The following is a 22,740-nucleotide window of genomic DNA, read 5'->3' as shown; positions in this document are numbered from 1 at the left end:
TCATAAAGCTAAGCTTTGCAACAAAATCTACTTTATTTATAAAGAGTTACACTGCTTTTAAAACCAACATAAAGTACTGTAAAGAATATGTTATCCAAACATAAGCAACAAGCGGTTAAAATTCGCAAAATTTTTACGAAATTTAACCGCTTGTTAAATGGAAGTATATATAAAATTAGTATTTAAGCGTTTCACCTTCAATCGGCACAGCCACTTGTTTTAAGTCTTTTTCTTTCACAAACTCACGCATATCTTTAGTGCTTACCGTTGCGTGGTTTACTGCGTCCATATGCACGGTGATGATGTCCGCTTTTGGTGCAACTTTACGCATTTTCGCCACATCTTCTTTAGCCATAATAATCGCATCTTTTGGCTCTAACATTTCGGCACGGCCTGTGTTCATCACGATCACTTCAGGTTTGAAATCTTCTACAGCATTATCTACTGAACGATTCCAAATAGTATCGCCCACCACATAAGTCGTTTTCTCGCCTTTTGCTTCCATCACAAAGCCCATCGCATCGCCTAAAATTTCTGCGAGTTGTGGGTTGGCATACATTGCGTCTGTACCGTGCTGACCGCCTTTAACACGCGTTAATTTCACGCCGTTAAATTCAGTGTGGTTGCCCACTACACGTACATCTTTAAAGCCTTGACCACGAATGATTTTCGCATCGTCCGCATTTTGTACGAAAATCGGTAAATCTTTTGGTAATTTCTCTTGAGCCACTTTATCCCAGTGGTCATCGTGCGTGTGAGTAACGATTACCGCTTGCACACCTTTAATCACATCTTCCGCTGATTGTTTCATATCAATCAATGGGTTACGTTTTTCAAAGTTTACCGTGCCCGCAAAACCTTCATAAGCGCCTTTAGTCGCTAAATACGGATCAACTAAGAATGTTGTGCCTGCGTAATTGATTTTTGCCGTTGCGTTACGAACGTGTTGATATTCCATTGCTGACGCTGAGTTTGCTACTAATAAACCTAATGTTAATGCTGATAAAGTTGCTTTAAGTTTCATATTGTATCCTTTGTAAAATTATTCCGAAAAACGACCGCTTGTTGCGGTGTGGGGATATTATGCAGATTTCCCCAAAACAAAAATATTGACTTATTCTCCATAAAACGAAAGATTCGGGTCAAGTTTTATTGAGTGCTCAAAAGGATAAAACTCACCGCACTTTTGATTTCATTTATAAATGAAACTTTTGGCACCTTCTTAAAAAGTTTAAAGTATAATTGAAACTTTTTTAAATTATTACTATAGTATCAATTATAAATTAAGGGAGAGTTATGAAAAAAGATTTAATCTTTCGCAGAAAATATCTGGAAAAAGTACGTCCATTTATCGGTAAAACCTTAATTAAAGTCTTCACTGGGCAACGCCGTGTTGGCAAAAGCTACTTACTGTTTCAGATTATGCAAGAGATCCAAGTTGAGGATAGAAACGCCCACATCATTTATATCAATAAAGAAGATCTCGCTTTTAGCCACATCACAAATGCCGAAACACTAAATACGTTTGTTCAGGAACAGAAAAAGTGCGGTCAGAAAAATTATATTTTTATTGATGAAATCCAAGAAATCACAGATTTTGAACAGGCATTACGCTCACTCCTGCTTGATGATGAATTAGATTTATATTGCACAGGTAGCAATGCTCACTTGCTGTCACGAGATATTGCCGGTGCATTAAGCGGACGGGCGATAGAAATTAACGTACATCCGCTTTCTTATTTTGAATTTTTAGAATTTATGCAGTTAGAAGACAGCGACAAAGCCATGTCGCTGTTTTTAAAATATGGCGGTTTGCCTTATTTGAAAGATTTGCCGCTACAAGACAATATCGTGTTTGAATACTTGCGAAACATTTATTCCACTATCGCAATTCGAGATATTGTAAATCGTTATTCATTACGCAATGTGCAATTTTTGGAACAACTGACGCAATTTTTAGCGAGTAATATCGGTAACCTGTTTTCCGCAAAAAAAATCTCGGACTTCTTAAAATCACAAAAAATTACCACTTCCACCACACAGGTGCAAAACTACGCTGAATACCTTGCCAATGCCTTTTTAATCCACAAAGTACCACGCTATGACATTGAAGGAAAACGTATTTTTGAGATTGGTGAAAAATACTATTTTGAAGATTTGGGACTGCGTAATGCGCTGATTGGTTACCAAGTGCAAGACCGAGGAAAGTTACTGGAAAACACCATTTTCAACCATCTTCAAATTGCAGGCTATGAAGTTAAAATCGGTGGATTAAACAGCCAAGAAATTGATTTTGTCGCAGAAAAAAATGGCGAACGCATTTATGTGCAAGCTACGCTCACAATCAACGAGGAAAAAACGCTAGAACGAGAATTTGGCAACCTGCTGAAAATTCAAGACAACTATCCGAAATATGTGGTTACCATGGATGAATTTGAGGGGAATACGTTTGAGGGAGTACAGTGTTTGAGTTTGAGGGAGTTTCTTGGGGTGTTGGGGATTAGATAAAAAATACCGTCTGAATGTTATTATTCAGACGGTGATATGTACTTTAAATATGCACATATTTGTAAAATACTTGATTAATCATCATGAAATTTATATAGAAAAAAATAAATGTATTTCTATATTAAATACTTATTCTTTTATTAGAATAACTTAAAAAATCATTCTCTATTAAAGCAATATACTTACTTGATGATGGTTCAAAAAGGTTAAGATAATTAAGTAATCCTAGTAAAGAATCTTTAACTTTTTCCAATTCTTCAAGCGATATTTCTTTATTCTTTATAAAATTTTTCCATTCTCTTAATTTAATTCTACGTTTTTTATAAAGTTCTTTGCTTGCTTCCATTATATCTCCACTAATAAAAATTCCAGTGACAGATTTATTCTCAGTTGAATGTCTTATCTGAGTTTTATTTTTACTAACATTAAATCCATGTTTTTTAATGATCTTCTCAACCACATAAATAACGCTAGAATCAATCTTATCCCCCGAAAAAGAAACATCATCAACCCAAACACTCATTTTTAGATTTTTATCTTTAGCAAACTTATATAAATCATCAAATAATTTCTTATTTACTAAATAAGCTAATCTCATACTTATCTGACTCCCTGTTGGGATGTGATTATTTATTGAACACAAATAAGACATAATATCAGATATTTCTGATGAGCATTGCATAGAATATTTAAAAAATGAATAAATTTTATTTCTATTAGTTGATGGAAAAAACTTAGATATATCTACATTCAGTAGCATTTTACAGCCAAAGTGAACTATAGCATTATCATATATGCTACAACCTTTTTTATCAGAGAAAAGGTAATCAGGAGTAATAATTGCTCTTAAATGATGAGCTATTCTATTATGTATACGATATAGAATTCTATATTTCTTAGGAGATTGAATATCTCTCTTATTCTCTATTCGAATAGAATAATGACTAGTAGGATTATCTAATATATCTTTTAATTCCTCTTGAGACACTCTTAATATAGATAATAATTTTTTAATTGATACAAGCTTAAAGAATGGGCTTTGATTTAAATCATATTCTTTAGTTTGTCTAATTGGAATTTTTAGAGATTTTCTTCTTATCTTGTTCAATTTTCCATTCCATAATTTTTAGTATTTTATCAGCAATAAAAGTTCTTACATTGTGACTAAATGGTTTTTCATTTTCTAATTGTTCGGAAAACAGTAATATTTGAGATGTTTTTATATCAAAAACAGATGAATATTTATTTAATAATTCCATAGATATGGAATTTTTACCTGATTCTATTTCGGATAGATGAGATGGAGATATACCTAACTTGATAGCCATATCTTTTTGTTTGATATGATTGAATTGTCTAATCAACTTTAATGCTTTAGCTAACATAATATAATTCTCAAAAGTTAGGGGTTTTCAAATCATTAAAAAAACTCCTTTAACTGATTAAAAAAATCAATTAATTTATCAATTACATTAGCAATTTTTGTAATGCATTCAAGTAATGATAATAATTTTTTTACTAAGGATTTTCGCTTGTTTTTATCTTTAGATAAATTTCTGCGACTTTTTTTCTTGATTAACGAATACCAAAGGTTGTGTAACGTATACATTTTCATAAATGCACTCCTGTTATTCCTGCATCCCTTTAAAACACAATGTTTTAAACTTGGCAGTGTCATCGCAATAACAAGTCTGCTTTGGTATTCTCACCCCCTAAGATTGAGCAGCTGGCTCAGTCATAAGCCAGCTGCATTACATTTTATGCATTTATATTCTAAATACTTGAATACTTGTGCCCTGTAAATGTTAGGATTTCTCCCAGTTCAAAAGAACTATATATGTAGTACTGACGACATTCAGAAAAATTCACAACGAGCGAATTTTATCAAACACATGAATATTAAGTCAATAAAAATTCGGTAATTGTGAATTTTAATAACATAGATACAGCCGCTAGAGTCTTTATAATATACTCTGTAATCAGAACGAATATATAAATTTCATAAAAAACAAGCGGTCGATTTCCAGAAAAACCTTGCAAATCGACCGCTCTTTCCCTTTTCCCTACCAATCCCCCTTCCCCTCAAACTCTTCCATTAAAAAAGCCACAAAGCTGCGGACGGTTTGGGGGAGTTGGCGGCGGGAGGGATAGACGGCGTACACTTGATAAGTCGGCATTTGCCAGTCGGGTAGCACAATTTGTAGTTGATTGTTTTTGAGCTGTTGTTCAATAAAATACTTCGGCAACATTGCGATGCCACCGTCTGCTAAGGTGAAATTAAGTAACGTCCCTGTGTCATTGATGGTGAGTTGGCTGGTCAGTTCCAGCACGGTTTCTTGCCCGTCTTTGATAAATGTCCACTCTTTTCGGTTTACATTTGCATGTGCTAAATAATGATGATTGGCTAATTCTTGCGGTGAGTGAATTGTGCCGTGCTGAGCTAAGTAGGCAGGCGTTGCCACTAATAGAGAATGGCAAGTGAATAAGGGTCGAGCTACAACATTTGGATCGGGATTGTTCGTAAAACGGACGGCAAGATCGATTCCCTCTTCAACTAAATTTACCGTGTTATCCGCCAAAATCAGTTGAATATTCAGCTTCGGATGTTTGGCTAAAAAAGTACGAATCGCATTGAGTAGATGGGTGCTGCCAAATGCTGCGTTCGAGGCAATTTTCAACGAGCCTCGTAATTCCCCTTGCTTAGTTAAAAAATCTTGCTCAATGGCCGAGGTTAATTCCATCATTTTTTTGCAATATTCGACCACTTGTTCGCCTGCATCGGTCAGTGAAACGTGGCGAGTGGTACGTTGCAAAAGCCGAGCATTAAACCATTCTTCCATAAGAACGACTGCGCGGGTAACTTTCGGGTGTGAAAGATCCAATCGTTCTGCCGTTGCAGTAAAACTGCCTGTTTCCGCCACCATTAAAAACACTTGAATTGCGGTAATTCTATCCATTTTTACCCTTATTATTTCAATTTTTAAAACAATTATATTCAGAAATCAGCCTTTTTCCCATTTTTTATTTCAATATAATGACAACAGATTATTTGAAACTATTTAAACAAAGGAAAATAAAGATGAAAAAATTATTAAAAACAGTCGCAATTTCAACCGCACTTTTAGCCACAACAGCAGCAATGGCACACACCACACCGGAGCAAAATAAGAAAAACGCTCTTGAATTTTATGAATTAGTGTTCAACAAACACAAAGTACAAGAAGGCACAGACAAATACATCGGCAAAGAATATTTACAGCACAACCCAACCGTAGCGGACGGTGGCAAAGCGTTTGTGGACGCATTTGCGCCGTTCTTAAAAGAACATCCACAATCTCGTGCAGAGATCAAACGTGTGGTGGCGGAAGGTGATTTAGTGATGTTGCACGTTCATAGCACATTAAATCCGCAGGATAAAGGCGAAGCGGTGGTGGATATTTTCCGCTTTGATGAAAACGGCAAAATCGTAGAACACTGGGACGTAATCCAAGCCGTACCAGAAAAAACAGCGAGCGGTCGTTCAATGTTCTAACGCAAATTTCAATTTACAAGCGGTCGAAAAACGAGAAAGTTTTGCGACCGTTTTTTTATTGTAAAATAGAATGCAACCTATCTTAAACCTAGGATCGAAAATGTTAGAACTGAAACCGTTAGCAGAAGAAAAGAGAGAATGGTTTATCAGCTCATTACAATGGGCTTTTAAGCAAGCCATGTTAGATGAACTTGCGGAAAATGAAGAAATTATTAGTCGAGAAGAAATTGAAGCGACAATGAAAGCCGATAATGCACAGGGTTTACAGATTGAATATCAAGGACAACCAGTAGCCGGTGCAGTGGTGAGAATTGATGAACAGACCCAACGTAATTCTTTAGATCTGTTTTTCGTTACCGCCAATGAGCATAGCAAAGGCTTCGGGCTAGCTGCATGGCAAGCGATTGAACGACATTATCCACAAACCAAAATATGGGAAACGCACACACCGTATTTTGAAAAACGCAATATTCATTTTTATGTGAATAAATGCGGTTTCAAAATTGTGGAATTTTATCACGAGAAAAATCCTGATCCACATTCGCCAAATTTGCAAAAAAACGAACAAAATTCACCGCTTGATGAAATGTTTCGCTTTGAAAAAGAGATGAAAACACCGTGAAAACTGTCGCCCTTATCCTTTACCCACATTTCAGCTTATTTCATTTTGCCGTGCCACAAATGGTATTTTCCGCAACAGGATTAGCAAACGAGCCGTTATTTGATTTGAAAATTGTGGCAGAACAACCTGAAATCTCGCTTTCAGGCGGCTCATTGGTGCAAGCCGACAGCGATTTAAGTCTGCTTGAAACCGCAGATATTATTATTGTCCCCGCTTGGAATGATTTTGCTGAAAAACCAACAGCGGCATTGCAAACGACGTTGCAACAAGCCAATGCCTGTGGCGCAATGCTTGTCAGGTTGTGTTTAGGCACTTATGCCTTGGCATATTCAGGTTTATTAGATGGCAAACGGGCGGCAACCCATTGGATGGGGGAGGCGGATTTTCATCAATGTTTTCCACAAGTGCGGTTAGATTTAAACGCACTTTATGTGCAACAAGGCAACCTGATGACATCCGCCGGCACAGCAGCTGGGCTGGATTGTTGTTTGGCGATTGTGCGGGAAATTTATAGCGTAAAAACGGCTAATCATTTAGCTCGGCTTTTTGTTACACCGCCCCATCGTGAAGGTGGTCAGGCACAATTTATCGAACAGCCCGTACCACGCAAAACACCTGATGAAAACATCAACGAACTGCTGGACGACATTCGCAAAAATCTGCAAGCGGTCTATTTTATTGATGAAATTGCAAATCGTTTGTCAATGAGCCGTAGCACCTTTACTCGTCATTTCCGTAAAGCCACAGGACAATCCTTCGCGCAATGGTTGATTGACACCCGCTTGCAAAAAGCTCGTGATTTACTAGAAAGCACTACACTCTCTATCGAACAAATTGCAGAACAAATCGGCTTCCAAAGTGCGGTCAGTTTCCGCCAGCATTTTATGATAAAACATCAAATCAGCCCGAGAGCGTATCGTAAGGCGTTTGGGGAATAAAAAATGCCGTCTGAAAGTGAATATTCAGACGGCATTCCTTTATCTGCCCATTTTTCGCTCTTCGCTAATCATAAAATTCGCAATGCGGTTGGTAATCAGCCATTTATCGCCTTGTTTAACATAAGTGTCGTTATAGCGAACATAGTGGCTGAGTAAAATGCTTCTACCATTTTCTTCACGCACCAAGGCCACTTGGCAGTAGTTGATAGCGGTGGCATGAGTGTTATCTTGGAAAGTTACCGTGTGCTGACCGTTCAAATGGTATACCGCTGAAAACGGGGCGAGATAATCACTAAACACTTGTTCTATTTGCGCCACGCCTTCCATAGCAAATACTAATTCGCCACCGATGTAAGTATTTACCACGGCATCAGGCGTGAATAAATTCATCTGTTCTTTGACTTTTTTCTCATCAGCAAGATTTGAAAAGGTATCAACTAAATCTTTGAGCGCTTGGCGTTCGATTTGGATATTGAAGGTCATTGTTGTTCTCCATATAAAAATTCGCAAGTACTTAGGCTTCAACAAACTCAGCCATCGCATTGTAAAAGTGTGGTCATTTTATCGCACCTTTTTTGCCTTGATTAGCCCCTAAATTTTGAATAAAGTAATGAATAAAATTCATCAATAGAACCATTATGAAAGAAAATCTCAACGACTTACGGACATTTTTGTTGGTGGCACAAACAGGCAGTTTTACCAAGGCAGGAGCGATGTTGGGTGTGTCGCAATCGGCGGTCAGTCACGCTATGCGTGCTTTGGAAGAGCGGTTGAAAATCAAGCTGTTTCACCGCACTACTCGCAGTATTTCTACCACTGATGCAGGCGAGCAGCTTTATCAGCGGATTGCGCCACTACTTGATGAAATCAACCACGAGATCAACGAATTAAGCGAGTTTCGTCATAGTTTGAAAGGCACGCTCCGCATTCATGGCACAGAACTGGCATTTGGCATTTTATGGGGAAAATTTGACCGCTTGTTGCGTGAAAATCCTGAAATTCAGCTCGAATTGGCAAGCGACATTCGCTTCACTGACATCGTTGCTGAACGCTTCGACGCAGGCATTCGCTTGGGTGATGATGTAGCAAAAGACATGATTGCTATAAAAGTATCAGACGAACTAGAAATGGTATGCGTTGCCAGCCCTACTTATCTCGCTGAACACGGCACTCCGCAAACGCTCGATGAACTCGCCCATCACAATTGCTTGGCGTTACGCCTGCCAACCAACGGTGGTTTGTTAGAATGGGAATTTCGGACGTTCAAATACAAAAACAAAACGATCAAAATCCAACCGAGCGGCTCCGTGATCGCCAACAGCAACAGCGTGCTTATCAACGCCTGCTGCTCAAGCCTCGGCATTGCGTGGCAGCCCAAAATGTTGGTAGAGCAACAACTTGTAAGCGGTCAGCTTTGCGAAATTTTTTGCGAATACGCAATGCGCTACAGCCCTTTTCATCTCTATTACCCAAACCGCCGAGAAAACTCCGCCTTGTTTCGGGTATTGGTGGAAGCGTTGAGGGTATGAAATTAACTTCTTACTTCATAATCCCGCCATCAGTCTATTGAAACAAATCGGTTTCTAAAGTGCGGTCAGCTTCCGCCAACATTTCAAACAACGCTTTCAAGTTATCCCAAATGAATGGCGGAAGACTTTTGGGGGGTAAAAATTTAATTACTGTGCTATCTAGTACTGTCTTTAGGACAATAAAAATACGAAAAGTGTGAGCTACGCTAGTTCAAATTACAAGTAATATCTTCAGTAAAAATTAGTCCCTTGATAAAATCATTAATAATCGTAAACATATCTTTGTTCACATCTAATTAATTCCACCAACGTTTAAATTCATACATAATGATACCAGGTAACAAATATTCCAGCGTGCATGCATACAATATGAAAATACCGGATATCGCAACAGCTATAGCACCCAACCGCCATAAGATGGACGTTTTGTTGTCAAATATTCAACAGATAAAATATATAGCAAGCGGAATGTAAACAACCAATATCAACATCACAAATAACATGCCCATTTTTATGTCCCTTAATTTTAAATCGATAATTGAATAATATACCAACACCACAAAATGGTACCTAATATACATACAGTTTTGAGTAATTCAAAATAATCGGCATGTCAGCACTCTTCTCTAATAAGGCTAACATCTCACTACTAGCACTAGTGCAATTAATCTCTGCCGTAGCTTAGATTGTAATGTTTCGTGTCAAAATTCTGCTTACGGGCAGATACCCACTAGAAAAGAGATTTACAGAACATTAGGAAAATTAAACCGCTTGTAAATACCTATCAATAAAACCGTTCATTACTATCGAACACTTTCGTTCATTAGTAATGAACGGTTTTGTTTTAGCATAACTAAAGAATACTATTTTTGTTGCTTACTCCTGAGTTTGTAAAATTCTTCTCAAATCCAACCGCTTGATGACTATTAAATATCTATTGATATCAAAATACAAAATTACGAAATATTGAATTTACTATTTCCTTAAAAACTAACGATTTCTGCGTATATCCTTGATTATCTGTAGCTTGAGTTACACTGTATTTTCTAGCTCAGAGGCTTACAAAGTTCTGCTAACATTTCAAATAATACTTCTAAATTACACTGTGGGAAGTGCATAAAATTTCCACATAAATTTCTAATGTACTCATTTTTTCGAAAAAACTCTCCACTGCCGTAGATGAAACGTAGCTTTAATTCTAGCAGAATGTATTCCGCCTAATGTTGGGCTATAACTATATAAGGAATTTAAACTATGTCTAAATCAAAAACACCAATGACTTCATCCGCAGCATCTCGAATCCAATCTGCTACAGCAAAAGCAAATGGAGGGAAAGTACCTTCTGGCTCTTTTGCAACTAGAGCACAGTCAAGTGCTGCTCGTAATTCTAGTGGCAATCAATAGCTAAAAAGATTAATAGGTAGGAATTAATTTCCTACCTATATGCTAGTATTAAGGAAAAAGAATGAAACGTTTTAGCAAAGATTCAAAAATTAATAACTTAGCCTTTTCATTACTAAAAATAGGTTGGAAGTATAGAAAAGGGAAAAAGCATAATGTATTGATTTCTCCAAATAATAAAAGAATAGCGATTCCATCTACGCCTAGTGATTGCAAAGCTTTTTTAAACTTTAATCGTAGTATTAACCATCTCATTCAGATAACTTAAAAGGATTTTCTAATGAAAAAACAAACACCGTTCCCAACAGTCTTGGAAAATATGCGCGCTCTCATGAACATTCTTGACTTACAAATTCCTGATAGCAAAGAGAAGAAACAACTAGATGATCAAATTAACAATCCTAATGTTCGTCAAGAACTCATTGATCATTTCTTTAAAGTAGGCATAAAAAAACCTATTGAGAAGTTATTACCTCATAACATCAGTTCAGAAATTATTACTCACCTAAAAGAGCATTTTAAAGATTATGTATCAAATTTAGTACGAAATACTGATGTTGATAGCTTATCAAGGGTAGAGATAATGTCGATTCTAAATCAATATTACTTTCCTGTAGCAATTATACGTTTCAGAGAAAGAATACCAGAACATTATTTACCATCTCCAGAACAAATAGAAAGAATTTTAGATAAAGATACAAATTCGTTCCAAGTAGTTTTTGATTGGCTAAAAGAAGATAAAAATTGGGTTAATTATGTTGAACAATTAAAGAATAAAGAAATAGAAGAATTTAATAAATTATATCGTTGGAAAACAGGAGAATACCTTCCATCGTATCAAGCTATCCTAAACTTAGGAAAAAATAGTAAAGGAAAGCAAAAACTTGGTAATTCAGTCAATAAAATTAAATTTTGGATTTTTATAGCAAGAGCACCGGATAAAATAAAAGAAAGTAACATGAAAGATTCATTTTTTGATGGTATTTATTTAGATGATGCCTTTGCTTCTTTTTGTATGAATAAATCTATTCATCAAAAACAAAAAGAAGTATATGCCCCCATTCTTCCGACAATGATAAATTGTTTAGAGGAATTAAATACACATTTATTATCACAAAAAACTAAAAAGACAGAAATGGATAGAGATAAATCTCAAACCTTGATAAAAGCGGCAAGAAAAGCATTAGAAGGTATGGGAGATATAGCTAACCATCAATATCATTTAGATAAATTAGAAGCTCGTTGGGAATTATTTTCTGGGAATTTAGAAAAAGCCGTAGAGTTATATGAAAAGGCATTTGAAAATGGATTGTTTCGTGCAGGTAGGAACTTAGATGAAATTATTAAAGAGTCATTAATTTCTACTGCATTTCTTGAAAAAAGCCAAAAAGTTGGTAAACGCAAATTCTTATCGCATTTAAAAAATGCTGCGATTATGTTTGGAATTGAATTACCTTCAATAGATAATAACTCAATAAAAATCAACCATAAGGATATTATTTCCGATTGGGAAGTCGATATGTGGGCAAGGAATTTTAGCCAGTATTTCCCTAAAGAGGGACTATTCCCTGACGTAAACTATGATTATGAATCTTGGCAAGATAGATCTATTTCTTTAAGCCAAACAATGTTTGATGATTTTGAACGTATAAAACCTGATTATAAAAAGCCAGATAGAATAGTTAGTATTGGTAATGGAGCCAAAAGGATGCCACAAATCGTCTATTTCGCATCAAAATTTGCAACAACATATAAAAATGAAGATTTAGAAATTATTAAAAAGCTCCTAGAATATGGAGCTGATGTGAATGGATTATCTAATGCTTCAGAATCTGCATTACTTTGGAGTTTGGAGTTACTTAATTTATGGGAAATACCATTAAGAAAGCAAAGCAAGCAACTTTTTGATTTAATTATAAAATATGAACACAATAAAGAAACAATTAACACAAAAACAGCCAAGAAACAAAAATATCCACTAATGTTAGCAGTTGAAAGTGGCAGATCTGATGTAGTTCAGAAATTATTAGAAATGGGGGCTATTCCAGATTTGACTGGTTTTGATAAAGAGACCCCATTATATAAATGCCTTAGAATGTTAACTCTTTTATCAAATCCAAAGAGTGTATTAAAACGGACTGATATGAATAATATAGACAAAAAACAATTATCAGAATACCTAAGAAGAAATCGATATGGATTAGAAGGTGTATTTTTAGATGATTTAGAAAGACTCTATAAAAATATTTCTGCACCCTCTAAATTTCAATATGAGCAATTAAAAACATATTCATCAATAAATGAGCTATACAAAATTATGGAGTTGTTAATTGCTTATGGGGCGAATGTTAATTTTCCGATTAATGTAGGAGGTATCGAAGGATATACACCTTTTATGCTTGCTATTGAAAATAATGATCCCGTAGCATTCGCTATGATGTTAAAAGCAGGAGGAGATATTTGGCAACCTTGTTATTGCAATGGGAAAAGATATTTTTGTAAAGATATAAAAGCAAGATGGAATAGCGATAAGATAAGTTGGTAACTGTTCAAGCGGTCGTAAACTCCCAACAATTTACGACCGCTTGTATTTTAGAATCGACTCAAATCCAACCCACCTGCTGTTTTCTCATTCGCTTTGAGATAAGCGGGGTGGGTTTCGATTTGTTCGAGGTAACGAGTGATATTTGGATAATCCGCTTTGTTCACATAGTTTAAGCCCCATTGTAAAGGGAAGCTTAATGCAAAATCTGCACCGGTGAGTTGTTCACCCACGATCCAAGTTTTGCCTTCTAACGATTTTTCTACGTGATTGAAATATAAACCAACTTGCGCATTAGTGTATTGGGCGAAGTCGCCTAAATCACCTTTCTTCGACACTAACGCCAGTAAGTTTGCGGAGAACATTGACACTGAAATCGCTAGCCAGTAAACGTAATTGGAATAAGCGTCCGTTTTGTGTGCTGGGGTAAAACGGTTTTCCGTGTCGTAGCGGTCGAGCAAGTGTTGGATAATTGCATTGCCTTCCGCTAACACTAAATCGCCGTCTTGCAATACAGGGGCTTTGCCAAGCGGATGTTGTGCTTTCAGTTCTGCCGGTGCGAAGCCAGTGCCTTCTAAGCGGTCATAAATTTTTAGTTCGTAATCCACGCCTAAGGCTTCAAGTAGCCATACGATACGGTGTGAACAAGATTGTTTTAAATAATGTAATGTGATCATTTTTCTTCCCTTTTTACAGACTTTGAATTTGTTTGATTAAGCGGTTGGCGTGGTCATCTGCTTTCGCTTGCACTTGGGCTAAATCCTCTTCTGAACTTACGCTCGGAATATAAAGCATTCCGCTGCTATGCACCGGCGCTTGCCATACTAAACCTGAGAATTTTGCTGTATCTTTTAATGGCGCAAGCAAATCGTCTAAACGGTGGAACAATTCGCCATTGTAAGCCTCTTCTCCGCCACCAACTGTGTATGAGAAAATCACTTTTTTACCGTGTAATTTATCGCCACCCGTGCCGTAAGCAAAACCGTAGGCAAACACATCATCAAAATAGCGTTTAAGAATCGCTGGAATGCTGTACCAGTGCATTGGATATTGGAACACCACCACATCCGCTTGCACTAATGCCGCTTGTTCAGTTGCAACATCAATAGCTTGATTGCCGTAAAGCCCTGCTAAATCACGCACTTGTACATTGCCAATTTCGCTTTCTAAGCGTTTAAGAATATGTGCGTTAGCAGTTGAATGAGATAAGTTGCTATGACCTGAAATGACTAATACGTTTTTCATTGTTGTGTCCTCTTCGTGGTTAGATAAAGTGCGGTTGGATTTTTACTCGCTTCGCTCGCTCCTTTGGAGCCGTTAGCAAGGCTAACGTTCAAACATAAGCGTTTTGCAAATTTTTAGAAAATCTCACCGCTTGATGAACAAATGCCATTTGAAATATCTATCTCAAACGGCATTTTTCAATTACAAGTCAAAAGTTTGCATCACATTCACGTGTAAACGTACATCGACATTGCCACGTGTTGCGTTTGAGTATGGGCAAGTTGCATGTGCTTTTTCAATTAACGTTTTTGCTTCTTCCAAGCTAATTCCTTCCACTGTGATAGTGATGTCAATTTCAAAGCTGAATGCACCGTCTGGTTTTTGACCGATACCCACGCCAACTGTCGTTGAATGTTTAGTTGGTTTAATGCCTAGTGTTGGGGCAACGTGGATAATCGCATTGTCAAAGCACGCTGCGTAGCCCATTGCGAAAAGCTGTTCTGGGTTCGCCCCCACTTTACCGCTTTCATTTTGGAAACTCACTAAATCTAAACCAAGCGAACCATCATCTACGCGTGTATGACCATCACGACCGCCTGTTGCTGTTGCTGATGTTTTGTAAAAAATTTTCATTGTGTATTCCTTCTAAATAAAGATTAAATATCTAATGGTTTCCAGTCTTGACCTTTCACAGGTGGCAACCACGCACCACCTTGTTGGCATAAGCCCCACAGAATGTCTGGCATACCGTATTGGTCGGCACGAGTTGGATCAAGCTCGGTCGCAATTTCGCTATCACGGTTTCCTTTCAATAAAGTTGCAATGTTTGGATTTACCATTACCGCTTTACCTAAGCCAATAAACTCCGCCCAGCCTGTTTGGAATGCTGATCGGATTTGCTCACCTGAAAGTAAGCCACCCACTCCAATTAATGGCAATTTGCCGTTAATGCGTTCGTGAATAAGTTGCATACGAGTGAGGTTAGTGTCTGCTCCACGACGTGCTTTTTTGTCAAATTCGTGCAATGAAACGTGTAAGTACTGCAATGGTTTTTCCACTAACGCATCAATTAAAGCGAACGTATCCGCCATAGTTAAGCCGTTTTCACCCGGTTCTTCCGGTGAGAAGCGGTAGCCTACAATAAATTCAGGTTTTGCATATTTCTCTTTTAACGCCACGACTGAATCCACAATCGCCAATGGGAAACGTAAACGTTTTTCAAGGCTACCGCCCCATTCGTCCGTACGACGGTTAAATTCGCCCGAGAAGAACTGTTGAATCAAATAGCCATTCGCACCGTGAATTTCCACACCGTCAAAGCCTGCACGGATCGCTAACTCTGCCGCATTGGTATAGGCTTGAATTAACGCCACCACTTCATCAGCTGTTGCTGCTTTTGCACCGCTTTCAGCGTGGTCTGAGGCACTAATCAGTGCTTGTCCGTCTGTTAAATTTGCTTGTGCATTCACGCCACCGTGATGAATTTGTAAAATTGCTTTGGTGCCTTGCGCTTGCAACACTTTTGCCGTTTCACGCAAGCTGTCTAAGTGGCTATCGTCAAGGGCTTCAGGTTGTCCTACAAAGGTTTTACCATTTTTCGCCACTAACGTAGCCGCTGTGATAAACATCCCCATATCCACCGCACGGTTGCTAATAAAAGTACGCTCTTGTGCACCTAATGTACCGTCTTCGTTTGAACCGAAGTGGGTCATTGGTGCAACCACTAAGCGGTTTTTAATTTCTACGCCATTGTTTAAAGTATAAGTTTGAAAAAGTGAATTCATTATGTTCTCCTGTTAAGCGTTATCCATTAGAAGTGCGGTTATTTTAGGAGGAATTTGGTGGTGGGCGGTAGCTTATTTCTCTAAAATACTTGCCTAATTCTCCAAATATTATGGTATTGGTGAAAACATTTAACTATAAGCGATAGGGGAAATCTTTTTTTCAAATTCAGCAAGTTCCATTGATTCTTGGCTTTTGACTAAGCGGATATGATTACCTCGCCGCCAAAGCCACATTGAACAATCTTCAAATTGAAATACCGTTAGGCAGAGATCGTACCAATCGTGGCGATATCTCAACAATTTCCCCCTATCGTAAAAATGCATCGCCAAGTGTTGATACTGATTAACCGCTAAATTGTTTGTCGCAAAGCGAGTTTCTTCAACATAAAAAACGGTGTTGTCTAATTGGATGTTTTCCATCTTTTGTAGTTCACCTAAATGGAGCAAGCGGGGCGAGTGGTTAAGCATTTTCCAAAAAATCCCGCCACATATTAGGCTAAAAATCAACAGAGCCATTATTTACTCCTATAACGAAAAAGGGCATTTCCGCCCTGTTTCTTAGTTCGCTACCGTAAATCGGCTAAATAAGTGGGCTTTTTGCTCCACATCATCAGCGATTGCCACGGCTAAATCTGGAACTGAAATATCTGCTGGCGTGCCGTCAGCGTTGAGCAACATATCGTCTTTGCCTAGGCGATATTTGCCTGTTTTTTCAAACGAAAGTGGGTTTACCGCAAACATTGCCGCAGGCGATAAAAATGCCCAGTTAATATCACGGCGACCTTGTAATTCGGTAAGTAAATTACGCACCACATTTGCCGCTGGGAACACTTCAGGTGGGAAATTTGGCGTATCCACCAGCTGCAAATTAGGGGCAACATAAAGGCTACCCGCACCACCAATCACCAATAAATACGGCACATTAGTAACTTTAGCTGCATTCAAAATAGACGCTGAACCACGCTCGGTATCTTCAGCTAAATTTGGGTTTGTCCAACCGCCATTAAACGCACTCACCACCGCATCAAACCCTGCTAATTTTTCTGCAAAATCTTCTGCATTTACGTCCGCTTGCACGGCTTGAACATTCTCTGCCTTAAACACTTTTTCAGTATTGCGAGCAAAACCCACAACCTCGTGTCCACGAGAAGCTAATTCTTGCACTGTTGCATTGCCCACTAAACCTGTTGCACCAATTACTGCGATTTTCATAACGTTTTCCTTCTATTAAATTAAAAAAATAATGACGTTGCCGTCTTGATGTTGCACAGTATAAAGAAACAAAAAATTGAATAAATGGCGATTTTTGAATAATATTGTTTCTCAACAGGAAACAATAGAGGTAAAAATGGATAAACTCACTGCAATCAATGTTTTTCTATCGGTGGCTGAAACAGGCAGTTTTACCCAAACGGCTGAACGATTAAACATTTCTAAACCGATGATCAGCCGTTATATTGCCCTAATGGAAGACTGGCTCAACGCTCGCTTATTCCAACGCACCACACGCAAAGTGGTGCTTACCGAGCTTGGCGAGCAAGCGGTCGTTTTTTGCCGAAAAATTACCGAAAGTGCGGTGGAAATGGAACGAGAAATTTCCGCTCAAAAAGGCGAATTGCGAGGTGTGATTCGGGTGGCGAGTTCGGTTTCCTTCGGCAGTTTGCATTTAGCAAATAGCATTAACCGCTTTATCAAACAGCACCCCAAACTCAATGTGCAGTTGCAACTGACGGATAATTTGGTCGATTTAATTAGCGAGCGTATCGATCTTGCCATTCGGATTACTCATAACCCTGACCCCCATTTGATTGCTCGAAAATTGGCGGATTGCCATTCATTGCTAGTGGCAAGCCCCGCCTACCTTGCGGAATACGGCACGCCAACCACGCCCAACGACTTGTCGCAACATCATCAGCTTTGCCATAGCAGTATGAAAATGTGGCACTTAACGCAAGGGGAACGCACTGCAGAAATTGATTTGTCGAGTAAATTTACCACCAACGATTCTACCGCCTTGCTCAACAGTGTGCTTGCCGATAATGGCATTGCGATGTTACCAAAATATATGTTAGGCGACCTACTGGCAAGCGGTAAAGTTCTCAACGTCTTGCCTGAATGGACACTCCCCAAATACAGCCTTTACGCTTTGTATCCAAGCCGAGAAAAATTACCGCTTGCGGTGCGACAAATCATTGATTTTTTAGTAGAAGAATTTGAACAGAAAGATTGGTAGGGCATCAAAAAAATGAATGCGTGGGCATTTTAGCCCACGGAAGTTGCCTATTTCTCTAATTTCGCTTTAAAGCTCGCCACTGTGCTATCTGCTGCACTTGCGATAAATGCCGTATCGGCACCGAGAGCAAAGAATGATACGCCAAGATCCGCATAGTGTTTTGCTTGCTCTAGCGTTGCAGCGATGGTGCCAACAGGTACGCCTAATTCACGGATACGCTTGATCGCATATTCCATTTTCGCCACCACGTCAGGGTGCAGAATGTTTGAACCTAATCCCATATCCACTGCTAAATCCGCAGGGCCTAAGAAAATCGCACCTACGCCTTTTGTACTTGCAATAGCGTCTAAATTTTCCATACCTTTTAGGCTTTCAATTTGCAACATAATCATTGATTCATCATCAATGCGTTGTTGGTAATCAGGGATACGTCCAAAACGAGAAGCTCGTACTACGCCCGCGCCCATGCCACGTTTGCCTTCAGCCGGATATTTCGCCCAACGAATGATTTGTGCTGCTTCTTCGCCACTCTCCACCATTGGTACGATAATGTTTTGAATCCCAGAATCCATTAACTGCTTGAATGTACCAGCAGTTGCTTCACCAACACGTACTACCGGAGTCATCTCGTAAGGGGCGATCGCACGGGCTACGTTTAAAATGGTCTGAATATTGTGCGAACCATGTTCCGCATCAATGAAAAGCCAGTCATAATCCGTGGTCGCAAGCACTTCCGCCACATCGGCTGAGGTGGTTTCTAACGCCACGCCATACTGCATTTTACCCGCTTCAATGTTATGTTTTAAGTTGTTATATAAGAAATCTTTTACCATTGCCATTGTTTGCTCCTTATAGCATTTTTGCTAAATAAACTTGTTTTCCGACCGCTTGGATTAAGTCGATTTGCGACTTCGTCCAGTTCAAATCTTCTTCTTCGTCTTTGTAGTAATCTTTGATCAGATCGTAAGTGGTAATATCTAAATAACCTGCATTTAAAACATCTTCAACAATTGGTAAGCCATCTAGTGATGCTTTTAAATCGTATGCTAAGAAGTCTTCAATATCATTGAATATTTGGCGAGTGGGAATTTCGTCTTGGCGAATTTCACCGTCTAAATCTAAAATTCGATTATGGAATTTGGCGATAAAATCTAGCTCTGATGCACCGTGTTCCGCATATTTTTCTGCCAATTTGGTAAAACCTTGACTGGCGAACACACGAGCCATAATTTGGTGGTTAAGGGCGTTAGCAGTCAGTTGTGTAGAGATATGTTGTAAAATTTCAATCGTTTTTTGTACGTCTTTCATTTTGTTTCTCCTTGATCACATCGATAAATTCATTGCGTTTGAAACTGTGATTATCTTATGATAGCTTTTATTTTACAGGTATATTATTTCTCCAAACAACTTGCCTAATTCTACAAATATGCAAATTATTGATAAATTATTACCGCTTGTACCGAAAAACCAAGTTTGGCAAACACCGATTGAAGGACTTGTGATTCAGCACGCCGATCGCCCTACACCGGTGGCGAACACAATTCTTGAACCTCGCATTTGTATTGTGTTGCAAGGCGAACGAAAAATTTGTATCGGTGATCAATGTACGCTATTCAGCAATCAACATTTTATGTTCTGTCCGGTAAACGTGCCATTGTCGGTAGAAGTGGTCGAAGCAAGCCCCGAAAAGCCCTACTTGATGATGACGATGAAAATCGATCTAAAAATGGTGGCAAGTATCGCGCCACATATTCCAAAAACAATTGCAAAAAATCAGCCAAAATCGACCGCTTTCTTACAATGGCAAATGGAAGAAAATCTATTGGCTCAGTTCGAGCGCCTGATTGATTTGCTCAAAACGCCGGAAGATATAGATTTTCTTGCGCCGCTTATTCAGCAACAAATTTACTATGTTCTGCTAAAAAGTAATCAAGGGCAGAAATTACGAGAATTGGTACAAGTAGGTAGCCACACAAATCGAATCGCTCAAACCGCACTTTGGATCGAGCAACATTTGTCTGAACCGTTACGGGTAGATGATTTAGCGAAACAGGCGGGAATGTCGGTTTCAGGTTTTCATTCGCATTTTAAAAAAATGACCAATATGTCACCGCTGCAATACCAAAAATCGCATCGCCTACTGACCGCACAAAAGCTTATTCAAACCAAGCAAAGCAATATCGCTAATATTGCTTTCCAAGTCGGTTACGAAAGCCCAAGTCAGTTTAGCCGAGAATATAAAAGACATTTTGGAGTAAGCCCGAAAGGGGATGCGAGCTAGTATATTTGCTATATGAGTAACAACAAGCGGTCTAATTTCCCTAATTTTTTGCAAATACGCTCGTCAATTATTGTTTCGTCAAACTCTCCACCAACAAATTTCTGAGCCATTGGTAGGCAGGGTCTTGGTGGGTGCGTTCGTGCCACGCTATTTGGATTGCAAAACCTTGTACTTCGAGCGGAAGATCTTTGCAAATTAATCCGCTGAGGTTGTGGGATAAACGTGATGGCACCAACGCAACCACATCGGTACTACGTAAGATATTCGGTAGCAAAGAAAAGTGATTGACCGATACTGACACACGACGGGTTTTACCGAGTTTCGCCAATGCCTCATCGCAAACACCGTAAAATTGCCCGCCGTCATAGGACATCATCGCAAAATCCAATTCACAAAAGTTGTCTAAATGGAGCGGTTGATTTGCCATTGGGTGATCTTCTCGCATCACACAAACATAATGTTCTGTCAACAACGGTTTGCTGTGTAAATCCGCTGGAATATGTTGGGTGGAAACTAAGGCAATATCAATTCTCGCCTGTTCAAATTGGGCTAATAAATCCACATCTTGTGCCGGTAAAAAAGCAACACGAATTTTGGGTGCAAGTTGCTTCAAATGCGCTAAAAAAGGGGTACCAATGGCTTCCAAACCATAATCGGTCGAGGCGATATTAATCGTCATTTCAGCCGTTTGCGGATCAAATTCCACCGGACGTAACATTCGATTCACTTCCGACAAAATAGTTTTAACCGAAGGCATTAATGCCAAGGCTCTGGCGGTTGGCTCAATCCCATGTTGCACACGTACAAACAAAGGGTCACCAAAGCTGTCACGCAGACGATTCAGCATCGCACTCATTGCCGGTTGAGTCACAGACAAACGTTGTGCCGCTTTAGTTACGTTGCGTTCTTGCAAGAGTGCATCAAACGCTTTCAATAAGTTTAAATCAACGGTTCTAATATCACGCATCTTTATAACTTCCATAAACAAATATGATTAGTTTTTATATTATAACAAGCGGTAAAATTTATACAATTTTTTGCAAGTAAGGATTTAGACATGGCGAAATTTAGATATTTACAAACACCTTTCAAGCTCAAAAATCTTGAACTCAAAAACCGTATCGTGATGCCGCCGATGTGCCAATATTCGGCAACAGACGGTGTCCCGAACGACTGGCATTTTGTGCATTACACCGCTCGTGCGATTGGTGGTGTCGGTTTAATCATTGTGGAAATGACCAACGTTGCGCCAAACGGTCGTATTACACCTAAGTGTTTAGGGTTATGGAATGATGAACAGCGTGATGCGTTTAAACCGATTGTCGATTCCGTACATAAATACGGCAGTAAAATTGCGGTGCAAATCGGTCACGCTGGTCGTAAAGCGCAAGATTGCGATGATGTGGTTGCCCCCTCAGCAATTCATTACGGTGAATTAGATTATGCAGGTCAGAATTTAAAAACGCCACGAGAACTAAGTGCGGTGGAAATTCAAGAGATTATCCAAGCCTACCAAGACTCGGCAAGACGTGCGGTGGAAGCCGGCTTTGATGCGATTGAGATTCACGGCGCACACGGCTATTTAATTCACCAATTCTCATCACCGAAATCAAACCAACGTAGCGATGAATATGGTCAAGATCGTTTCTTATTCGGTGAACAAGTGATTAAAGCGGCTAAAGCAGTCATGCCAGCGGATATGCCGTTAATCGTACGTATTTCAGCACAAGAATTCAGTGCGGACGGCTTTGATGCGGATTACGGTGTGGAAATGGCAAAACGTTTTGCAGCCGCCGGTGCAGATTGTATGCACGTGAGTGCCGGCGGTGACGGTGTGTTAGCGGAAGGCAAACATCCGCCATTTAACGCAGGTTATCAAGTGTATCTAGCTCGTGCGGTAAAACAAGCGACCGGTTTACCAACCATTGCAGTCGGTATGTTAGATGATGCGAATGTGGTTGATCATGTGTTAGCAATCGGCGATGCGGATTTAGTCAGTGTTGGCCGTGCACTATTACGTGACCCACAATGGTTATTGAATATACAATACGCACAAAATGCGTCAAATAACAGCGGTATTGAATTTGTACCGGCACAATATCAACGTGGTTATTTCTAATTAATCTTATACAAGCGGTGTAAAAAG

Annotated in this window: 25 protein-coding genes; 11 read left to right on the top strand and 14 right to left on the bottom strand. The window is 39.0% G+C overall.

Annotation, left to right across the window (positions count from 1 at the left end; genetic code table 11):
• Positions 1-175: 175 nt before the first annotated feature.
• Positions 176-1,024 carry an MBL fold metallo-hydrolase gene (locus tag C228_RS0100430; protein WP_018650762.1) on the bottom strand — a complete coding sequence of 283 codons (849 nt, stop codon included), beginning with the start codon at positions 1,022-1,024 and terminating at the stop codon, positions 176-178.
• Positions 1,025-1,296: 272 nt separating this feature from the next.
• Here C228_RS0100430 and C228_RS0100425 point away from each other — a divergent pair, with 272 nt between their 5' ends.
• Positions 1,297-2,508, top strand: a complete 1,212-nt coding sequence (locus C228_RS0100425) for an ATP-binding protein (protein ID WP_018650761.1) — start codon at positions 1,297-1,299, stop codon at positions 2,506-2,508.
• 121 nt (positions 2,509-2,629) lie between these two features.
• Here the strand turns inward: C228_RS0100425 and C228_RS0100420 are convergent, their stop codons facing one another.
• From C228_RS0100420 to C228_RS0100400, 3 genes are all read right to left on the bottom strand, one after another.
• Complete coding sequence (locus tag C228_RS0100420; protein WP_018650760.1) at positions 2,630-3,616, bottom strand: reverse transcriptase family protein; 987 nt, start codon at positions 3,614-3,616, stop codon at positions 2,630-2,632.
• Positions 3,576-3,893, bottom strand: a complete 318-nt coding sequence (locus tag C228_RS0100415; protein WP_018650759.1) for a helix-turn-helix domain-containing protein — start codon at positions 3,891-3,893, stop codon at positions 3,576-3,578. The genes C228_RS0100420 and C228_RS0100415 overlap by 41 nt, the downstream gene beginning before the upstream one ends.
• A gap of 678 nt (positions 3,894-4,571) precedes the next feature.
• Entirely contained in the window at positions 4,572-5,465 is an 894-nt protein-coding gene (locus tag C228_RS0100400; protein ID WP_018650756.1) for a LysR family transcriptional regulator, read from the bottom strand.
• Between the two features lie 122 nt (positions 5,466-5,587).
• Between C228_RS0100400 and C228_RS0100395 the strand changes: the two genes are divergently transcribed.
• The 3 genes from C228_RS0100395 (at position 5,588) to C228_RS0100385 (ending at position 7,600) form a co-directional block, all read left to right on the top strand.
• Positions 5,588-6,040 (top strand): nuclear transport factor 2 family protein, encoded by a 453-nt coding sequence (locus C228_RS0100395; protein WP_018650755.1) that lies wholly within the window; start codon positions 5,588-5,590, stop codon positions 6,038-6,040.
• A gap of 100 nt (positions 6,041-6,140) precedes the next feature.
• Positions 6,141-6,662, top strand: coding sequence for a GNAT family N-acetyltransferase (locus tag C228_RS14695; RefSeq protein ID WP_018650754.1), 522 nt, complete (start codon positions 6,141-6,143; stop codon positions 6,660-6,662).
• The gene (locus C228_RS0100385) at positions 6,659-7,600 is read left to right on the top strand and encodes a GlxA family transcriptional regulator (protein WP_018650753.1); all 942 of its coding nucleotides are present in this window, start codon (positions 6,659-6,661) and stop codon (positions 7,598-7,600) included. The genes C228_RS14695 and C228_RS0100385 overlap by 4 nt, the downstream gene beginning before the upstream one ends.
• 39 nt (positions 7,601-7,639) lie before the next feature.
• On the opposite strand, the gene C228_RS0100380 is transcribed toward C228_RS0100385, so the two are convergent.
• Entirely contained in the window at positions 7,640-8,083 is a 444-nt protein-coding gene (locus C228_RS0100380; RefSeq protein ID WP_018650752.1) for a nuclear transport factor 2 family protein, read from the bottom strand.
• Positions 8,084-8,238: 155 nt separating this feature from the next.
• Between C228_RS0100380 and C228_RS0100375 the strand changes: the two genes are divergently transcribed.
• The 4 genes from C228_RS0100375 to C228_RS0100360 all read left to right on the top strand — a co-directional run bounded on the left by C228_RS0100375 (position 8,239) and on the right by C228_RS0100360 (position 13,075).
• Entirely contained in the window at positions 8,239-9,129 is an 891-nt protein-coding gene (locus C228_RS0100375; RefSeq protein WP_018650751.1) for a LysR family transcriptional regulator, read from the top strand.
• Positions 9,130-10,383: 1,254 nt separating this feature from the next.
• The gene (locus C228_RS13965) at positions 10,384-10,533 is read left to right on the top strand and encodes a hypothetical protein (RefSeq protein WP_018650750.1); all 150 of its coding nucleotides are present in this window, start codon (positions 10,384-10,386) and stop codon (positions 10,531-10,533) included.
• Between the two features lie 61 nt (positions 10,534-10,594).
• On the top strand, positions 10,595-10,798 hold the full coding sequence (locus C228_RS0100365) for a hypothetical protein (RefSeq protein WP_018650749.1): 204 nt from the start codon (positions 10,595-10,597) through the stop codon (positions 10,796-10,798).
• 12 nt (positions 10,799-10,810) lie between these two features.
• Positions 10,811-13,075, top strand: a complete 2,265-nt coding sequence (locus C228_RS0100360; RefSeq protein ID WP_018650748.1) for an ankyrin repeat domain-containing protein — start codon at positions 10,811-10,813, stop codon at positions 13,073-13,075.
• Between the two features lie 47 nt (positions 13,076-13,122).
• On the opposite strand, the gene C228_RS0100355 is transcribed toward C228_RS0100360, so the two are convergent.
• From C228_RS0100355 to C228_RS0100330, 6 genes are all read right to left on the bottom strand, one after another.
• A complete protein-coding gene (locus tag C228_RS0100355) occupies positions 13,123-13,749 on the bottom strand; it encodes a glutathione S-transferase family protein (RefSeq protein ID WP_018650747.1) in 627 nt (208 codons plus the stop codon).
• Positions 13,750-13,762: 13 nt separating this feature from the next.
• A complete protein-coding gene (locus tag C228_RS0100350; protein WP_018650746.1) occupies positions 13,763-14,317 on the bottom strand; it encodes an NAD(P)H-dependent oxidoreductase in 555 nt (184 codons plus the stop codon).
• A 180-nt stretch (positions 14,318-14,497) separates the two neighbouring features.
• Positions 14,498-14,929, bottom strand: a complete 432-nt coding sequence (locus tag C228_RS0100345; protein WP_018650745.1) for an organic hydroperoxide resistance protein — start codon at positions 14,927-14,929, stop codon at positions 14,498-14,500.
• A 23-nt stretch (positions 14,930-14,952) separates the two neighbouring features.
• The gene (locus tag C228_RS0100340; RefSeq protein WP_018650744.1) at positions 14,953-16,080 is read right to left on the bottom strand and encodes an NADH-dependent flavin oxidoreductase; all 1,128 of its coding nucleotides are present in this window, start codon (positions 16,078-16,080) and stop codon (positions 14,953-14,955) included.
• A 129-nt stretch (positions 16,081-16,209) separates the two neighbouring features.
• On the bottom strand, positions 16,210-16,596 hold the full coding sequence (locus tag C228_RS0100335; RefSeq protein WP_018650743.1) for a hypothetical protein: 387 nt from the start codon (positions 16,594-16,596) through the stop codon (positions 16,210-16,212).
• Between the two features lie 42 nt (positions 16,597-16,638).
• Positions 16,639-17,292, bottom strand: coding sequence for an NAD(P)-dependent oxidoreductase (locus C228_RS0100330; RefSeq protein WP_018650742.1), 654 nt, complete (start codon positions 17,290-17,292; stop codon positions 16,639-16,641).
• 136 nt (positions 17,293-17,428) lie between these two features.
• On the opposite strand from C228_RS0100330, the gene C228_RS0100325 reads away from it, so the two are divergent.
• Positions 17,429-18,313: a LysR family transcriptional regulator gene (locus tag C228_RS0100325; protein ID WP_018650741.1), complete on the top strand. Its 885-nt coding sequence runs from the start codon at positions 17,429-17,431 to the stop codon at positions 18,311-18,313.
• Between the two features lie 47 nt (positions 18,314-18,360).
• Here the strand turns inward: C228_RS0100325 and C228_RS0100320 are convergent, their stop codons facing one another.
• Both C228_RS0100320 and C228_RS0100315 read right to left on the bottom strand, forming a co-directional pair.
• Positions 18,361-19,152, bottom strand: a complete 792-nt coding sequence (locus C228_RS0100320; RefSeq protein WP_018650740.1) for an HpcH/HpaI aldolase family protein — start codon at positions 19,150-19,152, stop codon at positions 18,361-18,363.
• Positions 19,153-19,162: 10 nt separating this feature from the next.
• Positions 19,163-19,621 carry a ferritin-like domain-containing protein gene (locus C228_RS0100315; protein WP_018650739.1) on the bottom strand — a complete coding sequence of 153 codons (459 nt, stop codon included), beginning with the start codon at positions 19,619-19,621 and terminating at the stop codon, positions 19,163-19,165.
• A 118-nt stretch (positions 19,622-19,739) separates the two neighbouring features.
• Between C228_RS0100315 and C228_RS0100310 the strand changes: the two genes are divergently transcribed.
• Entirely contained in the window at positions 19,740-20,594 is an 855-nt protein-coding gene (locus C228_RS0100310; protein ID WP_018650738.1) for an AraC family transcriptional regulator, read from the top strand.
• Between the two features lie 67 nt (positions 20,595-20,661).
• Here the strand turns inward: C228_RS0100310 and C228_RS0100305 are convergent, their stop codons facing one another.
• On the bottom strand, positions 20,662-21,561 hold the full coding sequence (locus tag C228_RS0100305) for a LysR family transcriptional regulator (RefSeq protein ID WP_018650737.1): 900 nt from the start codon (positions 21,559-21,561) through the stop codon (positions 20,662-20,664).
• A gap of 90 nt (positions 21,562-21,651) precedes the next feature.
• Between C228_RS0100305 and C228_RS0100300 the strand changes: the two genes are divergently transcribed.
• The gene (locus C228_RS0100300) at positions 21,652-22,713 is read left to right on the top strand and encodes an NADH:flavin oxidoreductase/NADH oxidase (RefSeq protein ID WP_018650736.1); all 1,062 of its coding nucleotides are present in this window, start codon (positions 21,652-21,654) and stop codon (positions 22,711-22,713) included.
• Positions 22,714-22,740: the final 27 nt, after the last annotated feature.

It is taken from the genome of Actinobacillus capsulatus DSM 19761, assembly GCF_000374285.1.
Taxonomy (GTDB): Bacteria; Pseudomonadota; Gammaproteobacteria; order Enterobacterales; family Pasteurellaceae; genus Actinobacillus; species Actinobacillus capsulatus.
The sequence above is the reverse complement of the archived record's forward strand: the minus strand, read 5'-3'. Positions and strand labels throughout refer to the sequence as shown.